Raw genomic sequence first — 17,873 nt, 5'->3', positions numbered from 1 at the left:
CCACGCTGCTCACTCCGGCTTGGTGGTGCGGCTCATCAGCGCCCGGACCGCACGCCGCGGGTCGACGCCCTCGTGGCAGACCAGCTCGACCTGCTCGGTGATCGGCATCTCCACCCCGTGCGCGCGGGCCAGGTCCCGGATCGCCAGCGCGCTCTTGACGCCCTCGGCGGTCTGCCGGGTGGCCACCCGCGCCTCCTCCAGCGTCGCGCCCCGACCCAGGTGCTCACCGAAGGTGCGGTTGCGGGCCGACGGGGACGAGCAGGAGGCGACCAGGTCGCCCATGCCGGCCAGACCGGCGAAGGTGAGCGGGTCGGCACCGAGGGCCACCCCGAGCCGGGCCGTCTCGGCCAGTCCCCGGGTGACCAGCATCGCGCGGGTGTTGTGACCGAACCCCATCGCGGTGGCGATGCCGTACGACAGGGCGATCACGTTCTTCACCGCCCCGCCCAGCTCACAGCCGATCACGTCGTCGTTGGTGTACGGGCGGAAGTACGGCGTGGTGATGGAGCGCTGCACCAGCGCGGCGCGGTCGGCGTCGGTGCCGGCGACCACGGTGGCAGCCGGCTGCTCGGCCGCGATCTCCGGGGCCAGGTTGGGTCCGGAGACCACCACCACGCGATCCGCCGCCACCCCGGCGGTCTCCACGATGACCTCGCTCATCCGCTTGGTGGTGCCGAGCTCGATGCCCTTCATCAACGACACCAGGGTGGCGTCGGGGTGCAGGTGACCGACCCACTCGGCGAGGTTGCCGCGCAGCGTCTGCGACGGCACCGCCAGCACCACCATCTCGGCGCCCTCGATCGCCTCGGCGGCGTCACCGGTGCCGGTGACGCGCGGCGGCAGCACCACCCCCGGCAGGTACTCCGGATTGCACCGCTCGTCCCGCAGGACGTCGGCGATGGACTGCCGCCGCGCCCAGATCGTGACGTCCCGGCCGGCGTCGCCGAGGATCTTGGCGAACGCCGTCCCCCACGACCCGGCTCCCAGCACCGCCACATGTCCGCTCATGCCGCCACTCCGCTTCGCTGCGCGCCGCCACGAGGCACCACCGCACCGCGTTGACGATTCACTCGCTGACGCTCGCTCATGCCGCCACTCCGCTTCGCTGCGCGCCGCCACGAATCTGACGCTCGCTCATGCCGTCGCCTCGGGGCGGTCGGCGTTGGCGCGAGAGGTGCGCTGCCACAGCGGCGGAGGTGTGCCGCCCCGGATCTCGGCGAGCAGGTCCCGCACCCGCAGCATGATCACGTCGGTCATCTCCTCCAGCACCTGCCGGCTCGGCGTGGCGCCGGCCCAGCGGCTCAGGTCGACCGGCGGCCCGGCCACCACGCTCACCGGGATGCGGGGGCGCGGGTTGAGCCTGCCCCGCCGGGGGTCGAAGATCTTCTCCGGCCCCCACATCGCCACCGGCACGACCGGGGCACCGGTGGTCAACGCCAGCCGGGCCGCGCCGGTCTTGCCCTTCATCGGCCACAGGTCCGGTTCCCGGCTGGTGGTGCCCTCTGGATAGATGATCACCGCATCGCCCTCGTTCAGTGCTTTGACCAGGGCTTCCAGGGACTTGACCGCGTCGACCGAGCCGCGCTCCACCGGGATCTGGCGGCACCGGTGCAGGATCCAGCCGACCACCGGGACCTTGAAGACGCTCGCCTTGCCGAGGAACTGCGGCCACCGGCCGGCGTCGTAGACGAAGTGCGCCGACACCAGCGGGTCGGCGTGCGAGATGTGGTTCGCCACGATGATCACCGGGCCGTCCTGCGGCAGGTGCTCCATGCCCCGCCAGGTACGCCGGGTCCAGACGGTCATCGCCGGCTTGACCAGCACCACGGCGAACCTCTGCCAGAATCCCAGCCTGCGCCGACCCACCGTGCCTCCTCGTGCCCACCCCGACCCGCCCACCGGAGAACTCCGGTGACGCCCGCAGCCGAAATCATGCCTGTTCGCCCCTGGTACGGCCAGTGAGGGTACCGCCGCCGGGCTGGCAGGATGACAGGTGTGAGTCAGCCCTGGACCGTGGTGGTGCCGGTCAAACGCCTGGTCGCCGCGAAGTCGCGGCTGCGTGGCGGGCTGCCCGGCGTACCCCACGAGGAGCTGGCGCTGGCGCTCGTGGCCGACACCCTCGACGCGGTGCGGGCCTGTCCCGAGGTGGGCGGGGTGCTCGTGGTCACCGACGACGTCCGGGTCCGGGCCGAGGCCCCGGCGGCTGCCGCGCGGTGGCTCGCGGACGTCGCGGACGCCGGACTCAACGGCGCCTTCCGGCACGGCGCGGCCCAGGTGCCCGGCCCAGTGGCCGGGATCACCGCCGACCTTCCGGCGCTACGTCCGGCCGAGCTGGCGGCCGCGCTCCGGGCGGCGCGGGAGGCTCCGCCCGGCGTCCGCTGCTTCGTGGCCGACACGCCGGGCACCGGGACCGTGCTGCTGACCGCGCCGGCCGGCGTACCCCTCGGGCCGCGCTTCGGGCCCGGCTCGGCCGCGGCGCACGCGGCGAGCGGCGCCCGCCCGCTCGACGGTGACTGGCCCAGCCTGCGCCGCGACGTGGACACCCCGGACGACCTGGCCGCCGCGGCCCGGCTCGGGCTCGGGCCGCGCACCGCGCGACTGGCCGCCGGCTGCCTCACCGGCTGAGCTCCCCCACCGGTGTACGGTGCTGGGCATGCAGGGCACGGTGGCGACCTTCGACGCGGCGACCCGCAGCGGGCTGCTGCTGCTCGACGACGGCACCGAGCTGTCCTTCCCGGCCCGCGCCTTCGACGCCTCCGGGCTGCGGCTGCTCCGGCTCGGCCAGCGGGTACGCGTCGACACCGACGCCGCCGGGGACGTGATCCGCGTGACCCTGCCGACGATGTCCTGACGTACCCAGCGGAAGTTCATTTTGCGTTAACCCGAGTCGGGTGATTATGAGCAGGTGAGCACCCCTCGCGAAAGCAACGCCAGTCCCGCCGGCACCGACGACCACACCAGCCGCGACGAAGGTCGCTCCCGGGGATCCGACGGGCGCTTCCGCCGTACCCGGCCGATGACCGAGCTGGCCGGCACCGACCCGGCCGCCGCCTCCACCGGCCTGGAGGAGGTTCTCGACCCGGTGTCCGAGCCGGGCGCACCGGACGCCTCCGACAACGAGCCACCACCGCTCCGGCCGCTGCCGGAGGATCGGTTCCTCAACCGGGAGCTGTCCTGGCTCGACTTCAACGCCCGGGTCCTGGCGCTGGCCGAGGACCCACACACCCCGCTGCTGGAACGGGCGAAGTTCCTGGCCATCTTCGCCAGCAACCTCGACGAGTTCTACATGGTCCGGGTGGCCGGGCTCAAGCGCCGGCTCTCCGCCGGCCTGCCGGTGCGCGGAGGTGACGGCATGCCGCTGCGTACCCAGTTGGCGCTCGTCGCCGGAAAGGCCGCCACGCTGGTCACCCGGCACGCCACCTGCTTCGTCGACGACGTGCTGCCCAAGCTGGCCGACGAGGACATCCGGATCCTGCGCTGGTCCGACCTGGGCGACGTCGAGCGGGACCGGCTGCGCGCCTACTTCCGCGAGCAGATCTTCCCGGTGCTCACCCCGCTCGCGGTCGACCCGGCCCACCCGTTCCCGTACATCTCCGGCCGGTCGTTGAACCTGGCCGTGTCGGTCCGCGACCCGGACGGCGGGCCCGAGTTGTTCGCCCGGGTGAAGGTGCCGAACAACGTGCCCCGGTTCGTCCGCGTCGACCGGGACCAGCCCGGCGTGCGGATGGTGCCGGTCGAGGACGTCATCTCGGTGCACCTCGGACAGCTCTTCTCCGGCATGCAGGTGGTGGAGTGCCACCTGTTCCGGGTCACCCGCAACGCCGAGGTGGAGGTGGACGAGGACCGCGACGAGGACCTGCTCCAGGCGCTGGAACGGGAACTGGCCCGGCGTCGCTTCGGCCCGCCGGTGCGGCTGGAGGTGGCCGCCTCGATCTCCGACCACATGCTGGAGCTGCTCGTCCGGGAACTGGACATGGACGCCCAGGACGTGCTGCGGGTCCGGGGGCTGCTCGACCTCTCCGCGCTCTGGCAGTTGTACGGCGAGGCCGACCGGCCCGACCTCAAGGACCCGCCGTTCGTGCCGGCCACCCATCCCCGGCTCGCCGAGGGCGAGGTGCCGCGCAGCGTCTTCGCCACCCTGCGCGACGGTGACGTGCTGGTGCACCACCCGTACCACTCCTTCGCCACCAGCGTGCAGCGCTTCGTGGAGCAGGCCGCCGCCGATCCGAACGTGCTCGCCATCAAGCAGACGCTCTACCGCACCAGCGGCGACTCACCGATCGTGGACGCGCTCGTCGACGCCGCCGCCGCCGGCAAGCAGGTGGTGGTGCTGGTCGAGTTGAAGGCGCGTTTCGACGAGGTGGCGAACATCGGTTGGGCCCGCACCCTGGAGCGGGCCGGCTGTCACGTGGTCTACGGCCTGGTCGGTCTCAAGACGCACTGCAAGACCGCGTTGGTGGTACGCCAGGAGGGCAACCAGATCCGGCGCTACTGCCACATCGGCACCGGCAACTACCACCCGAAGACGGCCCGGCTCTACGAGGACTTCGGCATGCTCACCGCCGACCCGGAGATCGGGGCCGACCTGACCGACCTCTTCAACGTGTTGACCGGCTACAGCCGGCAGACCGCGTACCGGCGGCTGCTGGTGGCGCCGCAGGGCATCCGCAGCGGCCTGGTCGAACGCATCGAGCGGGAGATCACCCACGTCCGGCTGGGCATGCCGGGACTCGTGCAGTTCAAGGTGAACTCGCTGGTCGACGAGGAGATCACCGACGCGTTGTACCGGGCTTCCCAGGCCGGCGTCCACGTCGACCTCATCATCCGGGGCATGTGTACCCTGCGACCCGGCGTACCGGGGCTGTCGGAGAACATCCGGGTCCGTTCGATCCTCGGCCGGTTCCTGGAACACTCCCGGGTCTTCCGGTTCGGCAACAACGGCGACGCCGAGTTCTGGATCGGCTCCGCCGACCTGATGCACCGCAACCTGGACCGGCGGGTCGAGGCACTGGTGCAGGTCAGCGACCCGGTGGCTCGGGCCGAACTGGACCAGGTGCTCGCCGCCGCGATGAGCCCCGACACCGACGCGTTCGAGTTGGCCGCCGACGGGAGCTGGACCCGGCGTACCGGCGCGACCGACACGCCACCGGCCCACCTCCAGCAGATGTTGCTGCGTCGCGTCGGCAGCACCGCCGGGTGAGCGGCACCGGCATAGGCTGAGCGGATGATCGAGGAGGAACGGCGACGGACCGGATGACCGACGTGATCGAGATCCGGGCGGCCGGCGGCGTGGTGTGGCGGCCCGGACCCTACGACGACGTCCAGGTCTGTCTGGTGCACCGCCCCCGGTACGGCGACTGGACACTCCCCAAGGGCAAGCTGGAGCCGGGCGAGCATCCACTGGCGGCAGCCGTCCGGGAGGTCGCCGAGGAGGCCGACGCACGGGCCGCGCCCGAGGTGCGCCTGCCCTCGGTGCGGTACCGCAGCGAGGGTCGGCTCAAGGAGGTCGACTACTGGTCCATGCGGGCGATGGGCACCGGCGGCTTCCAGCCGGGCACCGAGGTCGACGCGGTGCGCTGGCTCGACGTGGACGACGCGGTGGCGCTGGTCAGCTATCCGCACGACGCGGAGATCCTGGCCGCGTTCGCCGCCCTGCCCCGGGTCACCGCCACCACGGTGCTGGTCCGGCACGGCAACGCCGGCAAGCGGTTGACCTGGTCCGGCCCGGACACGGCCCGACCGTTGGACGACCGGGGCTGGTCGCAGGCACGTACCTTGGCGCCGCTGATCGCGCTGACCTGGCCGAGCCGGCTGCTGTCGGCGTCACCGCGCCGCTGCGTACAGACCCTGGACCCGGCCGCCGCGACGCTGGACCTGCCGATCGAGATCAGCGGCGACCTGGACGAGCCCCTCGCCGGCCAGCAGCCCGACGAACGGGTCCTCGCCGCGGCGGCACGGATGGCCGCGCTGGCCGCCGCCGGCGAACGCACGGCGGTGTGCAGCCAGGGCAAGGTGATCCCGGGTGCGCTGGAACGTCTGGCCGGGCAGGACGGCGACTACGACACCGACAAGGGCACGGGCTGGCTGCTCGCCTTCAGCGCCGACCGCCTCGTCGCCGCCGACCGGCTCTGACCCGCTCCGACGTCAGCCCGCACCGCCGGGCAGGGTGAGGGTGACCGCGACCGGCAGGTGGTCGCTGGCGGTGCCGGGTGTCGCGACGGCGTCCGAGGCGACCAGGTCGGGTGAGACGAAGACGTGGTCGATCTGCTGACGCGGGTCGTCGGCCGGGCTGGTCGCCAGCGGGCGGGCGGCGGCGAACGCGTCGACCAGACCGGCGCCGGTGAACGCGGCGAACGCCGGGTCGCCCGGCTCGGTGTTGAAGTCACCGGCGACCACCAGCGGCAGACCGTCGGCGTACCCGGTGGCGAACTCGGCGACGGCACGGGCCTGCACCACCGGATCCGCGCCGGGCGGCGGTTGCAGGTGCGTGCTCACCACGGCCAGGCGTACGCCCTCGCTGAAGTCCACGGTGACGCCGAGCGCCTGCGCGCCGGTGGGTGCGCCCACGGCGGGCAGCACGCGGGTCCGGGCCCGGTCCACCGGCCACCGGCTGAGCACCGCGTCGCCCCAGAGCGCGTCGGCGGCCGGCGCGAAGACGTAGGGCAGGCCCAACCGGTCCGAGAGCAGGTGCAGGGTGTCGTGGCCGCCGTTGAGCAGCCAGCCCCGGTCCACCTCGCTGAGCGCCACCACGTCGGCCCCCCGCACCGCCCGTTCCAACGCGGGCAGGTCGAACCGGCCGTCCATGCCGAAGCCCATCCGGATGTTGTAGGCCACCACGCGTACCTGCTCCGGCGGGCCCGGCCGATTGGTCGCCACCGGCCACGGCTCGTGTACCACCGCGGCGGCGAAGGCGGTCAGTGCGGCGAGCACGGCGATCGGCACCGTGGGCAGCCGACCGTACGTGGTGGACCCCTCGACGGCCGGAGCAGCCGCTGGAGCGACGAACTCCTCGGTGGCCGGTGCGGTGGCCGGGCGGGGCCGTGAACCGCCCTGAAACGCGATCAGGCCGGTCAGCACGGCCACCAGGACCGGTAGCCACCCGTTGGGATAGCCCAGGTCGTAGGCGGCGTAGTAGAGCACCGAGACGACCGCGAAGACGAGCATGCCGCCCACCGCCGCGTACCCCCGGCGGGTCGCGGCCCGCGCCGACGGCACGGCGGCACCGTCGGCCAGCGCCAGGCAGCCGCCCAGACCGGCGGCGCCGAGCAGGGCGGCGACGGTCAGCAGCGACGGCGGGCCGTACCCGAACAGCAGCGTCCCGGCCAGCAGCAGCCCCGGCCACACCGGCCGGGCGCGCGGCCGGGACGGAGTCAGGGCGGCGAGCAGGAACACCGCGAGCGTCACTCCGAGCGGCGCGAACGCGAACAGCGGCGTCGAGGCGGTGCCCGCCGCGCCGAACCAGTAGGACGTCGCGGTGCCCACCACCGCCGGTGACAGCGCCACCATGCCGCCCAGCAGCAGCGCCGGCCCGGCGAGCAACCACGCCCGGCCGTGCGGCACCGGCGTGGACGTGCCGGGACGACGGGCGAGCAGGACCTCACCGGCGAGCAGCGCCACCACCATCGCGCAACCGGCCACCCACGCCGACCAACTCCCCCGCCAGACCAGGTCGTACGTGCCGACCAGCACGTGCCCGAGCGCCGCGGCGGCCAGTCCGAGCGCCAGTCCGGGTACCGCGCGCTCGCCCCGGGCCGCCGTCGCGGCGAGCCACACCAGACCGGCGAGCAGACCGGCGCCGGCCAGCCAGAGCTGCGCGTACCCGCCGGGGCCGGCGGTGAGGGCGAGCCGGGCGACGCCCAGCAACGCCACGGCGACCACGCCGACGACGTGGCCGCCGACCAGCCGGACGAGCGGCGGTGCGGCGAGCGCCAGCACAAACCAGCCGAGGGCGAACGCCCCGAGCAGCTCGGCCGGGGTCGACGCGGCCTGCCCGAAGATGGTGATGACCGACGGCAGGAAGACCCGCAGCACGTCGGTCAGGACGACGAGACCGAGGGCCAGGGTGGCGGTACCGAGATGGCGGTGACGCAGCACGGTTCCTCTTTCGCCGAGGGGTGGTCCGGCGATTCTGGGCGTCGTACCCCGCCCCGTCAACGCCCGTCGGATACCGGGCTCGCACCTCGGTGCGCGGACCCGACGGACATGGCGAGGGCGCCCGCCGTGCGGCGGACGCCCTCGTCGTACGACCGGCTCAGCGCCGGGTCGCGCTCTTCCTGGCCGGCGCCTTCTTCGCCGGTGCCTTCTTGGCCGTCGCGGTCTTCTTGGCCGCGGTGGCCTTGGACGCCGTGGCGGTCTTCTTCGCCGGGGCGGCCTTCTTCGTGGCGGTCGTCTTCGTGGCGGTCGCCTTCTTGGCCGCGGCGGTGGTCTTGGTCGCCTTGGCCGCGGTCGTCTTCTTCGCCGCCGCCGTGGTCTTCGTGGCGGTCGTCTTCTTTGCCGCGGTGGCCTTCGCCGTGGTCGTCTTCTTGGCAGCGGTCGCCTTCGCACCCGTCGCCTTCGCACCGGTCGCCTTCGCACCGGTGGTCTTGGCGGTGGCCGCGGCGGTCTTCTTCGCCGCCGCCGTGGCCTTCGGCACCTTGCCGTTGGCCACCATCTCCTTGAACCCGGCGCCCGGACGGAAGGTCGGCACCGAGGTCTTCTTGACCTTCACCGCCTCCCCGGTACGCGGGTTGCGGGCTGTTCGCGCGCCCCGTACGCGCTTCTCGAACGCCCCGAATCCGGTGATCGCCACCTTCTCGCCCTTGGTGACCGCCGCCTGGACCTCAGCGAGGACCGCGTCGAGCGCGGCCGTCGCCGTTTTCCGGTCCCCCAGGCGAACGGCGAGCGCCTCGATGAGCTCGGCCTTGTTCACTACTTCCTCCTGATTGTGCAACTGACTCGACGCGAGCCATTCTGCGCGCACGGTATGCCCTGTGCTGCCCGGACACAAACATTCGGTGGAAAAAAGCCCTTGTGTCGTAACGGATTCGCCCCCACCGGTGGCACCGGAGGGGGCGAAATCGGCGACGAAGCCGGGTGAACGGCTAGGCGACGCGGGGCAGGAAGGGGGGTCGGGTGCCCTCGAAAGCACTGATCTGCGACTCGTGGCGAAGGGTGAGTCCAATGTCGTCCAAGCCCTCCATCAGCCGCCAGCGGCTGAAGTCGTCGAGGGGGAACGACCACGTGGATCCGCCCGCCTGGACCTGCCGAGCGGCGAGGTCGACGGTGATGGCGGCCTTCGGGTCGGACTCCACCAGGGCCCAGATCTCCTCGACGGCTTTCAATTCCAACTCGACCGGCAGCAGACCCTCCTTGAGGGCGTTGCCCCGGAAGATGTCACCGAAGCGCGGCGAGATCACCACCTGGAAGCCGAAGTCGCGCAACGCCCACACGGCGTGCTCCCGCGACGACCCGGTGCCGAACTCCGGACCGGCCACCAGAATCGAGGCACCCGAATATGATTCATCGTTGAGGACGAATCCCGGGTCCTCCCGCCACGCGCTGAACAACCCGTCGGCGAATCCGGTACGGGTCACCCGCTTGAGGTACACCGCCGGGATGATCTGATCCGTGTCCACGTCGGACCGACGCAGCGGCACGGCGGTGCCGGTGTGCACGGTGAACTTGTCCATCTGTCGCAGCCCTTCTCTACAGGTCGGCGGGGGCGGCCAGCCGGCCGGCCACGGCGGTGGCGGCGGCGACCGGCGGGCTCACCAGGTGGGTACGCCCACCCCGGCCCTGCCGGCCCTCGAAGTTCCGGTTGGAGGTGGAGGCGGACCGCTGACCCGGGGAGAGCGTGTCCGGGTTCATGCCCAGGCACATCGAGCAGCCGGCGAAACGCCACTCGGCGCCCGCGTCGGTGAAGACCTTGTCCAGCCCCTCGGACTCGGCGGCCTCGCGTACCGCGGCGGAGCCCGGCACCACCAGCATGCGTACGCCGTCGGCGACCTGGTGGCCGCGCAGCACGTCGGCGGCGGCCCGCAGGTCCTCCAGCCGGCCGTTGGTGCAGGAGCCGACGAAGACCACGTCCACCGAGAGGTCCCGCAGCGGCGTACCGGGCCGCAGGTCCATGTACTCCAGGGCACGACGGGCCGCGGCCCGCTCGGGCTCGGTGCCGAAGTCGTCCGGGTTCGGCACCGCCGCGCCCAGCGGCGCACCCTGACCCGGGTTGGTGCCCCAGGTGACGAACGGCGTGATCTCGGCGGCGTCCAGCGTCACCTCGGCGTCGAACGTCGCGCCCTCGTCGGTGGGCAGCGTCCGCCAGTACGCGACCGCGGCGTCCCAGTCCGCGCCGGCCGGCGCGTTCGGCCGCCCCTTCAGGTACGCGAAGGTGGTCTCGTCCGGCGCGATCATGCCGGCCTTGGCGCCCCACTCGATGGACATGTTGGCGATGGTCATCCGGCCTTCCATCGACAACGCCCGGATCGCCTCGCCCCGGTACTCCACGATGTGCCCGCGCCCGCCGCCGGTGCCCACCTTCGTGATCAGCGCGAGGACCAGGTCCTTGGCGGTGACACCGGGACGGAGCTGGCCGTTGACGGTGACCGCCATCGTCTTGGGGCGGCCCTGCGGCAGCGTCTGGGTGGCCAGGACGTGTTCGACCTCACTGGTGCCGATGCCGAACGCCAACGCACCGAACGCGCCGTGGGTGGCGGTGTGCGAGTCGCCGCAGACGATCGTCATGCCGGGCTGGGTGAGCCCGAGCTGCGGCCCGATGACGTGCACGATGCCCTGGTTCTCGTCGCCCAGCGGGTGCAGCTTCACGCCGAACTCGGCGCAGTTGCGGCGCAGCGTCTCGATCTGCGTCCGGGAGGTGGGGTCGGCGATGGTGAGCAGGTCACCACGGCGCTGCCGGAACGAGGGATCGGCGTACCCGGTCGGGGTGTTGTGATCCTCGGTCGCGAGCGTGAGGTCGGTACGGCGCACCTGCCGGCCGGCGAGCCGCAGCCCGTCGAAGGCCTGCGGGCTGGTCACCTCGTGCAGCAGGTGCAGGTCGATGAAGAGCAGATCGGGCTCACCATCGGCGGATCGGACCACGTGCGCGTCCCAGACCTTCTCGGCCAGGGTCCTCGGCTCAGGAGTGACTCCCACCATCTGGACATCCTAAATTCTGGGAGGTAAATTTCGGCTTGTGGGACACAGTATGAGCGGTGTCGGCGTTCTCGACAAGGCGGTGGTCATCCTGGCCGCCTGTGTCGACGGCGCCAGCCTGGCCGAACTCGTTGAACGCACCAAGCTGCCCCGGGCCACCGCGCACCGGCTGGCACAGGCGCTGGAGATCCACCGGATGCTGGTCCGGGACACCCAGGGCCGCTGGCGTCCCGGGCCACGCCTGGGCGAACTGGCGAACGCCGCACCGGACGTGCTGCTGACCGCCGCCGAGCCACTGCTGGCCGCCCTGCGCGACGCCACCGGCGAGAGCGCACAGCTCTACCTGCGCCGGGCGGACGAACGGATCTGCGTGGCCGCCGCCGAGCGCGCCAGCGGGCTGCGGGACACCGTCCCGGTGGGGTCGGTGCTGCCGATGGTGGCCGGTTCGGCGGCGCAGATCCTGCTCGCCTGGGAGCCGCCCGAGGCGGTGATGCCACTGCTACCGCGGTCCAAGTTCACCGGCCGCACCCTCGCCGAGGTACGCCGCCGGGGCTGGGCGCAGAGCGTCGCCGAACGCGAGGCCGGTGTGGCGAGTGTCTCCGCACCGATCCGGGACCGCACCGGCCGGGTCATCGCGGCGATCAGCATCTCCGGCCCCATCGAGCGTCTCGGCCGCCGCCCCGGCGAACGCCACGCCATGGCCGTCGTCCGCGCCGGCCAACGCCTCTCCGGCCTCTAACCCTCCCACCCCCTCCCTCCCTCCCACCCTCCCCCCTCCCCCCTCCGCCCGCCCTCTCCTCGGTTGATCAAGAAGTTTGCACCTTCGGGAGGGGCGGATCCTGACGCGAACTTCTTGGTCAACTCGCCGAAGGGTCGACCTGAGGGTGGCGTGGACGTGCGGATGGTGGGGGGTGCGACGGGAGAAGCCCGCCTCGCGCGGGGCGAGACGGGCTTCGGTGTGGTAGCCCCGACCGGATTCGAACCGGCGCTACCGCCTTGAGAGGGCGGCGTCCTGGGCCGCTAGACGACGGGGCCAAGACTTTCCTGGTTCACCACCCTCGCGGGCGGTGCGGCAGTAGTCTAGCGGCGTCCCTCTCGACGACGGAATCTGGGGTGGGACGCCGCCGTCGGGCCAGGCCGGGGGCGATGTCACCCGATCGGGTGAGCCGACACCGGGCCGGGCGGGGGGCCAGCAGTCAGTCGCACCCGCCCCCAAGGCTGGCACGCAGGGAGCCAGCACGCAGGATGGCGGCACGGCAGCGGGCCAGCACACAGGCTGGCCGGCATGCAGAAGGCCGGCATGCGGGATGGCCGGCACGCCGGGCCGGCGCAGGACGGCAGCACACAGCGAAACGGCCCGACCCGCGGAGCGGGACGAGCCGTTACCTGAATCTCTTGTAGCCCCGACCGGATTCGAACCGGCGCTACCGCCTTGAGAGGGCGGCGTCCTGGGCCGCTAGACGACGGGGCCAGAACACACTGTGCGACACCACCTCGCGGTGGTGCCGCCAAACTCTACCAGAATTCGTGACCGGGTCCCCTGCGGGACATCGGTGCTGAACTCCACCAGAATCCAGCGACCTCGATTCGTGCGAATCGCGGTTGCGCTGGGGTACCAGGACTCGAACCTAGACTAACTGAACCAGAATCAGTTGGGCTGCCAATTACCCCATACCCCATTGGCCCCTTGCGGTGCCGGGAGCAAACTCTACCCTCCCGGCACCGACGGGCCAAATCAACTTCCCCAAACCGCCCTTGAGCTGCGTAAACGGCGGTCAGGTCGCGGACACGACAGGGTTGGTCAACTCACCGATCCCCTGGATCCGGACGGCCACCGTATCCCCCTCCGTGATCGGGCTAACCCCCGCCGGGGTGCCGGTCAGGACGATGTCGCCCGGCAGCAGCGTCATCACGTGCGAGACGTACGACACCAGGGCCGGCACGTCGAAGACCATGTCCCGGGTACGGCCGAGCTGCCGGACCTCCATCTCCTCCGGGTCGCGTCCCACCTCGCAGCGGATCTCCAGGTCGGTGACGTCGAGCCCGGTGGTGATCCACGGACCGATCGGGCAGAAGGAGTCGAACCCCTTGGCCCGGGTCCACTGGCTGTCGGACCGCTGGAGGTCCCGGGCGGTGACGTCGTTGGCGCAGGTGTAGCCGAAGATCGCCCGTTCGGCGGCGGCCCGGTCGGCGCGACGGGCGCCCGGTGCCCCGATCACCACGGCCAGTTCCGCCTCGTGCTCGACCTGCTTGCTGAACTCGGGCAGGCGGATCGCGTCCCGGGGGCCGATGACGGAGGTGGAGGGCTTGAGGAAGAGCAGCGGCTCCTTCGGTACCTCGTTGCCGTGCTCGGCGGCGTGCTCGGCGTAGTTGCGGCCGACACAGACCACCTTGCTGGGCAGGATCGGGGAGAGCAGGCGGACGTCGGACAGCGCCCACCGGACGCCGCTGAACGTGATCTGGCCGAACGGGTGTCCGGTGATCTCGGCGACGGTCAGCCCCTGCGGGCCCGCCTCCGGCTCCCCCTCGACGACCCCGAACGACATTCCCTTGGCATGAGCGAAACGAGCGATACGCACCAGGTCAATCTAGTCCGGTCGCAGACCGGACCAGCACCGCCGATCCGGTCCGGTCGCCTCGGGGGCGGCGCAGCCTACCCGCGATGATCAGCGTCGGGGCCGGATTCGCCGCTTCGTACCCGCACGACGTGCGCGCGCCCCTAGCGTCGGCTGCGGAGGTTCGTTCGTATGCCTGCATCGACACGACACCACAGGAAGCTCGCGGCGATCGTGCACTGCGTCGGTCTGCTGACGGCGCTGCCGGTCCTACCGGCGGCAACCGCTCCGGACGCCCCGGCGCCCGGTCGGCCGCACGCGGCAGCCGCCACGCCGGAGCCCACCATGCCGTCGGCACCGCCGGCGGTGCCCACTCCGACCCGGGTCGCCCCACCGGCGGCCAAGCCGGAGATCAGCGTGGCGGTGAGACCGCAGAACACCGCCGCGCCCGGCTACCGCATCGAGGTCCGCAACCGGGGCGACGCGCCGGTCTCCACCACGGTGCGCCAGGAGTTGCCCCAGGGTGCCACGGCGACGACGATCAGCGGCGGCGGCCGGGAGGTACGTCCCGACGGGTCGGCGGCGACCGAGGTGACCTGGCGCCTGAGCCTGCCGCCCCACAGCGCCCGGACGCTGGACACCACGCTGGCCGCCGCCTCCACGCAAGCGCCGCTGACCACACCCGCCTGCGCCTTCGGCACCGACGACCAGCAGCCGTACGACTGTGCGTCGGCCACCTGGACGTCGCCGGACGCACCGGCGGCCGGTGCGGCGGAGTCGGGCTGGCGGCACCAGGCGCCCGCGCTGCTGGCCGGTGCGGTCGCGGTGCTGGTACTCGGCCTCATCGGCTTCGTCACCTGGCGTCGACGCACGCGACCGGTCGCCGCCGCGCTGGCCTCGGAGGGACGGGGGACGGTCTACCCGCGCCCGGCCGCGCCCCGGCCCCCGGCCCGTCGTCGTACGCCACCGGTGTGGCTGGTGGTGCCGGTGGCCGCGACGGTGCTCCTCGTCACGATCGGCGTGGCGGCGTGGACCGCCACCCGGCGCGTCGCCGCGATCGACACCGACAGTCAGCCGACCAGCGGCGCGTGGAAGGGCACCGGCATCAGTGGCGGGTTGGGCGTGCCGCTACGCGAGGACTCGTTCGAGTTCACCGTCTACCGGATGGCCTGCGAGCCGGGCGGCGGCGCCCGGAAGTGCCAGGCGACCGTGGGGGTGCGCAACGTCACGCCGGAGCACCAGAGCTGGCACGGCAAGTTGCAGCGGGCGTACCTGGCGGACGGCAACTGGGTGACCACCGACGAGCAGGCCACCCGGCGGGCCAACCGGGGGCGGGACGTCTTCGCCGAACCGGTGGCGGCGGGCAGTCGTACGGTGCTGCCGTTGGTCTTCACCGTCGACGGCGCGCAGGCGCCCCGGCACCTGGAACTGCGCAGCGGTGTCTTCTCCGCCGGCGTGCGGGTGGACGTGCCCTGACCGACGGGCGGGCGGCGGTCGTACCCTGGGGCGATGACCGCCGCCCTCGCCCCCGCCGTGCTCGACGCGGCCGACTGGCAGGCCCGCCGCCGCGCCCACGAGGAGCGGGTGGACGGCTGGCTCGGCGGGCACCTGGAGCGCCGCCGGCGAGGTGAGAAGCATCCGGTGGAGGACTTCCTCTTCACCTACTACTCGTGCCGCCCGGCGCAGTTGCGCCGGTGGCAGCCGGGTGCGGGGGTGCTGTTGCGCGGGGCGGACGCCGCCGACTTCGGTCCGGACCACCGGGTGGTCGACGGCGGCGTCGTCCTCGACACCGGGGCGGTCCTGGCCCGTCGTGGCGAGTCGGTGCGCTGGATCGGGTCCCTGCTGGCGGCGACCGCCGCACGCCCCGCCCACCTGGGCTGTTTCGGCATGCACGAGTGGGCGATGGTCTACCGGCAGAACCAGGACGAGGTCCGGCACCGCGCGTGGCCGCTGCGGCTGAGCCCGGAACGCACCGCCGAGGTCGTCGAGGAGCGCGGCGTACGGTGCAGCCACTTCGACGCGTACCGGTTCTTCACCGAGCCGGCCCGCCCGCTCAACGTGCTCCGGCCGACCCGGGACACGCAGCACGAGCACGAGCAGCCGGGCTGCCTGCACGCCAACATGGACCTGTACAAGTGGGCCTACAAGCTCTCCCCGTTGGTGCCGTCGGAGCTGGTCGGCGACGCCTTCGCGCTGGCCCGGGAGATCCGCACGCTGGACATGCGGGCCTCGCCGTACGACCTGGCGGCGCTCGGTTACCCGCCGGTGCGGGTGGAGACCCCGGAGGGGCGGGCCACGTACGCCACGGCGCAGCGGGAGTTCGCCGAGCAGGCCGGGGTGCTGCGCGACCGGTTGCTGGCGGCGATCCCCGCCTGACGCTCCACTACGGACAGTCATCGGGCGCCGGAAGCGCCGTGTCGCCCGCTCGCCGTCAGCCTCGTCCCGTGATGCGCGAGCGGCGTCACTCGCCGTCCGCCCGGCGGTCGCGCTTGCGCTGCGAGCGACGCTTCTTCTCGGCGAGCCGGCGCTCCTTGGCGGCACGCGACGGGCGGGTCGGCCGACGCGGCGGAGGCGGTGGCGCGACCGCCTCGCGCAGCAGTGCGGCGAGCCGGTCCCGAGCCGCCTCGCGGTTGGCGATCTGCGCCCGGTGCTCGCTGGCGGCGATGGTCAGCACGCCGTCGACCAGCCGGCCGGCGAGCCGCTCCAGCGCCCGCGTCCGCAGCGACTCCGGCAGGCTGGGCGAACCGGCCAGGTCGAAGCTCAGCTCGACCCGGGAGTCGGTGGTGTTGACCCCCTGGCCGCCGGGCCCGGACGACCGGGAGAACCGTTCCCGCAGCTCGGCGGCGGGGACACTCCACCGGTCGGTCACCCGCAGTCCGTCGTCCACGCACAGAGGCTAGCGTGCCGGGGGCTATTTCGGAGCGCTGCTCGGATTCGGCTCCGGCCTGGCCGGCTAGTCGCCGCCGACCGCCGCGAACGCGACCGCTCCGACGAGAAGCAGGGCGATCACGCCGACCTTCGTGGTGACCACCTTGATCAGCAGCCAGGCGGCGCGACGCGCGCCGGGCACGGTCTTCTTCGCCGCCTGATAGTCGTTCCAGCCGCGCCGGGCCCGCGCGTACGACGACCCGACGCCACTTCCGATGATGAGGCCCACCAGCAGGAGGACCGTGATGAGAGGACGCTCCACCCACGCCAGTATTCATACTCAGCGTAATATTTCCATTCTCCGATCTTCGACCGCCAGAAACCCGACAGATCACACATCCGACCGTAATGGGACAGTGACTCTGGGTGACTTCAGCCGCCCTTGCCGATGATCGTGTCGGCGGTCTGCTGCACCTGCTCGATCGGGATGGCGAACCCGATGCCGATCGAGCCGTTGCCGTCGATGGTGGCGATCGCGGTGTTCACACCGACCACCTCGCCCCGGGCGTTGACCAGCGGGCCACCGGAGTTTCCCGGGTTGATCGAGGCGTCGGTCTGCACCGCCCGGTGCCGGTTGTCACCGAGGCGTACCTGACGGTCCAGCGCGCTGACGATCCCCGCCGTGACCGTGCCCGGCAGCCCCAGCGGCGAACCCACCGCCAGCACCGGTTCGCCCACCCGGGTCGACCCCGGCTTGGCCAGTGGCAACGCCGTCAGCCCGGCGGAGGACGGCACCCGGAGCACGGCGAGATCGCTGCCCGGTTCCCGGCCCACCACCTCCGCCGCGAACCGCCGGCCGTCCGGCAGCTCGACGGTCACCTCGCCACGCCCCTTGGCCAGGATGTGGTCGTTGGTGATGATGTGCTGCTCGGTGTCGACGGCGAAACCGGAGCCGGTCGCCGAGGCGCCACCGGAGCCGCCCACCAGCACCGACACGACCCCGGGCACGGTCTTCTCCGCCGCGGTGACCAGCTCGGCCGGCACCGGGGCGGCGGACGCGGCAGCCGGACCCGGCACACCGTCGCGACCGGCCACCCAGCCACCGGCCAACGCCCCCGACCCCGTCGACAGCGTCACCACCGCCAGCCCGGCCAGCAGTCGACGGCGCCAACTCCAGGCCGCCCGGTCCCCGCTCGGCCCGTCCGGTCCACCCCGCCCGTCCGGTGGGAGATCGGGCGAGACGAACCAGGGTCCGCGTGGCTCACCCAGTCCGGTCTGCACTGCCATTCGTACGCTCCTCACGTGTGGCGGGCCCGGGTCGAT

Annotated in this window: 17 protein-coding genes and 3 tRNA genes; 7 read left to right on the top strand and 13 right to left on the bottom strand. The window is 72.6% G+C overall.

Features of this window, described 5'->3' with window-relative positions; all coding sequences use genetic code 11:
- Positions 1 to 9 precede the first annotated feature (9 nt).
- Positions 10 to 1,008, bottom strand: coding sequence for an NAD(P)H-dependent glycerol-3-phosphate dehydrogenase (locus tag ACFYTT_RS11980; protein WP_176092945.1), 999 nt, complete (start codon positions 1,006 to 1,008; stop codon positions 10 to 12).
- Between the two features lie 126 nt (positions 1,009 to 1,134).
- On the bottom strand, positions 1,135 to 1,866 hold the full coding sequence (locus tag ACFYTT_RS11975) for a 1-acyl-sn-glycerol-3-phosphate acyltransferase (RefSeq protein ID WP_131053798.1): 732 nt from the start codon (positions 1,864 to 1,866) through the stop codon (positions 1,135 to 1,137).
- Positions 1,867 to 1,995: 129 nt separating this feature from the next.
- On the opposite strand from ACFYTT_RS11975, the gene cofC reads away from it, so the two are divergent.
- Genes cofC through ACFYTT_RS11955 form a run of 4 tightly spaced genes read left to right on the top strand, consistent with a single transcriptional unit; the run spans position 1,996 to position 6,132 of the window.
- The gene (gene cofC / locus ACFYTT_RS11970; RefSeq protein WP_387258893.1) at positions 1,996 to 2,625 is read left to right on the top strand and encodes a 2-phospho-L-lactate guanylyltransferase; all 630 of its coding nucleotides are present in this window, start codon (positions 1,996 to 1,998) and stop codon (positions 2,623 to 2,625) included.
- Positions 2,626 to 2,653: 28 nt separating this feature from the next.
- Entirely contained in the window at positions 2,654 to 2,851 is a 198-nt protein-coding gene (locus tag ACFYTT_RS11965; protein WP_176092943.1) for a cold-shock protein, read from the top strand.
- A 54-nt stretch (positions 2,852 to 2,905) separates the two neighbouring features.
- Positions 2,906 to 5,200 (top strand): RNA degradosome polyphosphate kinase, encoded by a 2,295-nt coding sequence (locus tag ACFYTT_RS11960; protein WP_387258891.1) that lies wholly within the window; start codon positions 2,906 to 2,908, stop codon positions 5,198 to 5,200.
- Positions 5,201 to 5,253: 53 nt separating this feature from the next.
- Entirely contained in the window at positions 5,254 to 6,132 is an 879-nt protein-coding gene (locus ACFYTT_RS11955) for an NUDIX hydrolase (RefSeq protein WP_131054514.1), read from the top strand.
- Positions 6,133 to 6,144: 12 nt separating this feature from the next.
- Here ACFYTT_RS11955 and ACFYTT_RS11950 read toward each other — a convergent pair whose 3' ends face one another.
- The 4 genes from ACFYTT_RS11950 to leuC all read right to left on the bottom strand — a co-directional run bounded on the left by ACFYTT_RS11950 (position 6,145) and on the right by leuC (position 11,130).
- Positions 6,145 to 8,094 (bottom strand): endonuclease/exonuclease/phosphatase family protein, encoded by a 1,950-nt coding sequence (locus ACFYTT_RS11950; protein ID WP_387258889.1) that lies wholly within the window; start codon positions 8,092 to 8,094, stop codon positions 6,145 to 6,147.
- A 157-nt stretch (positions 8,095 to 8,251) separates the two neighbouring features.
- Positions 8,252 to 8,908 carry an HU family DNA-binding protein gene (locus tag ACFYTT_RS11945; protein ID WP_176092941.1) on the bottom strand — a complete coding sequence of 219 codons (657 nt, stop codon included), beginning with the start codon at positions 8,906 to 8,908 and terminating at the stop codon, positions 8,252 to 8,254.
- Between the two features lie 172 nt (positions 8,909 to 9,080).
- Positions 9,081 to 9,668, bottom strand: a complete 588-nt coding sequence (gene leuD / locus ACFYTT_RS11940; RefSeq protein WP_131054512.1) for a 3-isopropylmalate dehydratase small subunit — start codon at positions 9,666 to 9,668, stop codon at positions 9,081 to 9,083.
- Positions 9,669 to 9,684: 16 nt separating this feature from the next.
- Complete coding sequence (gene leuC / locus ACFYTT_RS11935) at positions 9,685 to 11,130, bottom strand: 3-isopropylmalate dehydratase large subunit (RefSeq protein ID WP_176092940.1); 1,446 nt, start codon at positions 11,128 to 11,130, stop codon at positions 9,685 to 9,687.
- 49 nt (positions 11,131 to 11,179) lie between these two features.
- On the opposite strand from leuC, the gene ACFYTT_RS11930 reads away from it, so the two are divergent.
- The gene (locus tag ACFYTT_RS11930; RefSeq protein ID WP_091084913.1) at positions 11,180 to 11,866 is read left to right on the top strand and encodes an IclR family transcriptional regulator; all 687 of its coding nucleotides are present in this window, start codon (positions 11,180 to 11,182) and stop codon (positions 11,864 to 11,866) included.
- A gap of 220 nt (positions 11,867 to 12,086) precedes the next feature.
- On the opposite strand, the gene ACFYTT_RS11925 is transcribed toward ACFYTT_RS11930, so the two are convergent.
- From ACFYTT_RS11925 to ACFYTT_RS11910, 4 genes are all read right to left on the bottom strand, one after another.
- A tRNA-Glu gene (locus ACFYTT_RS11925) sits at positions 12,087 to 12,162 on the bottom strand.
- A 363-nt stretch (positions 12,163 to 12,525) separates the two neighbouring features.
- A tRNA-Glu gene (locus ACFYTT_RS11920) sits at positions 12,526 to 12,598 on the bottom strand.
- 136 nt (positions 12,599 to 12,734) lie between these two features.
- Positions 12,735 to 12,806, bottom strand: a tRNA-Gln gene (locus ACFYTT_RS11915).
- A gap of 96 nt (positions 12,807 to 12,902) precedes the next feature.
- Positions 12,903 to 13,706, bottom strand: coding sequence for a fumarylacetoacetate hydrolase family protein (locus ACFYTT_RS11910; protein ID WP_131057754.1), 804 nt, complete (start codon positions 13,704 to 13,706; stop codon positions 12,903 to 12,905).
- 168 nt (positions 13,707 to 13,874) lie between these two features.
- Here ACFYTT_RS11910 and ACFYTT_RS11905 point away from each other — a divergent pair, with 168 nt between their 5' ends.
- Together ACFYTT_RS11905 and ACFYTT_RS11900 are read left to right on the top strand one after the other, a co-directional pair.
- Entirely contained in the window at positions 13,875 to 15,158 is a 1,284-nt protein-coding gene (locus ACFYTT_RS11905; RefSeq protein WP_176092939.1) for a hypothetical protein, read from the top strand.
- Between the two features lie 33 nt (positions 15,159 to 15,191).
- Positions 15,192 to 16,058, top strand: a complete 867-nt coding sequence (locus ACFYTT_RS11900; RefSeq protein ID WP_387258886.1) for a 3-methyladenine DNA glycosylase — start codon at positions 15,192 to 15,194, stop codon at positions 16,056 to 16,058.
- A gap of 85 nt (positions 16,059 to 16,143) precedes the next feature.
- Here ACFYTT_RS11900 and arfB read toward each other — a convergent pair whose 3' ends face one another.
- The 3 genes from arfB to ACFYTT_RS11885 all read right to left on the bottom strand — a co-directional run bounded on the left by arfB (position 16,144) and on the right by ACFYTT_RS11885 (position 17,837).
- Complete coding sequence (arfB, locus tag ACFYTT_RS11895) at positions 16,144 to 16,569, bottom strand: alternative ribosome rescue aminoacyl-tRNA hydrolase ArfB (RefSeq protein ID WP_387258884.1); 426 nt, start codon at positions 16,567 to 16,569, stop codon at positions 16,144 to 16,146.
- A gap of 66 nt (positions 16,570 to 16,635) precedes the next feature.
- Positions 16,636 to 16,872, bottom strand: coding sequence for a hypothetical protein (locus ACFYTT_RS11890; RefSeq protein ID WP_176092937.1), 237 nt, complete (start codon positions 16,870 to 16,872; stop codon positions 16,636 to 16,638).
- A 110-nt stretch (positions 16,873 to 16,982) separates the two neighbouring features.
- Entirely contained in the window at positions 16,983 to 17,837 is an 855-nt protein-coding gene (locus ACFYTT_RS11885; RefSeq protein WP_131053236.1) for a S1C family serine protease, read from the bottom strand.
- Positions 17,838 to 17,873: the final 36 nt, after the last annotated feature.

It is taken from the genome of Micromonospora sp. NPDC003816 (assembly GCF_042874705.1).
GTDB lineage: Bacteria > Actinomycetota > Actinomycetes > Mycobacteriales > Micromonosporaceae > Micromonospora.
The sequence above is the reverse complement of the archived record's forward strand: the minus strand, read 5'-3'. Positions and strand labels throughout refer to the sequence as shown.

What these genes read in the sequence shown, in the direction of transcription:
- ACFYTT_RS11980 (WP_176092945.1), bottom strand. Translation starts at nt 1,008, where the DNA reads ATGAGCGGACATGTGGCGGTGCTGGGAGCCGGGTCGTGGGGGACGGCG.
- ACFYTT_RS11965 (WP_176092943.1), top strand. Translation starts at nt 2,654, where the DNA reads ATGCAGGGCACGGTGGCGACCTTCGACGCGGCGACCCGCAGCGGGCTG.
- ACFYTT_RS11955 (WP_131054514.1), top strand. Translation starts at nt 5,254, where the DNA reads ATGACCGACGTGATCGAGATCCGGGCGGCCGGCGGCGTGGTGTGGCGG.
- leuD (WP_131054512.1), bottom strand. Translation starts at nt 9,668, where the DNA reads ATGGACAAGTTCACCGTGCACACCGGCACCGCCGTGCCGCTGCGTCGG.
- leuC (WP_176092940.1), bottom strand. Translation starts at nt 11,130, where the DNA reads ATGGTGGGAGTCACTCCTGAGCCGAGGACCCTGGCCGAGAAGGTCTGG.
- ACFYTT_RS11930 (WP_091084913.1), top strand. Translation starts at nt 11,180, where the DNA reads ATGAGCGGTGTCGGCGTTCTCGACAAGGCGGTGGTCATCCTGGCCGCC.
- ACFYTT_RS11905 (WP_176092939.1), top strand. Translation starts at nt 13,875, where the DNA reads ATGCCTGCATCGACACGACACCACAGGAAGCTCGCGGCGATCGTGCAC.
- ACFYTT_RS11900 (WP_387258886.1), top strand. Translation starts at nt 15,192, where the DNA reads ATGACCGCCGCCCTCGCCCCCGCCGTGCTCGACGCGGCCGACTGGCAG.
- ACFYTT_RS11885 (WP_131053236.1), bottom strand. Translation starts at nt 17,837, where the DNA reads ATGGCAGTGCAGACCGGACTGGGTGAGCCACGCGGACCCTGGTTCGTC.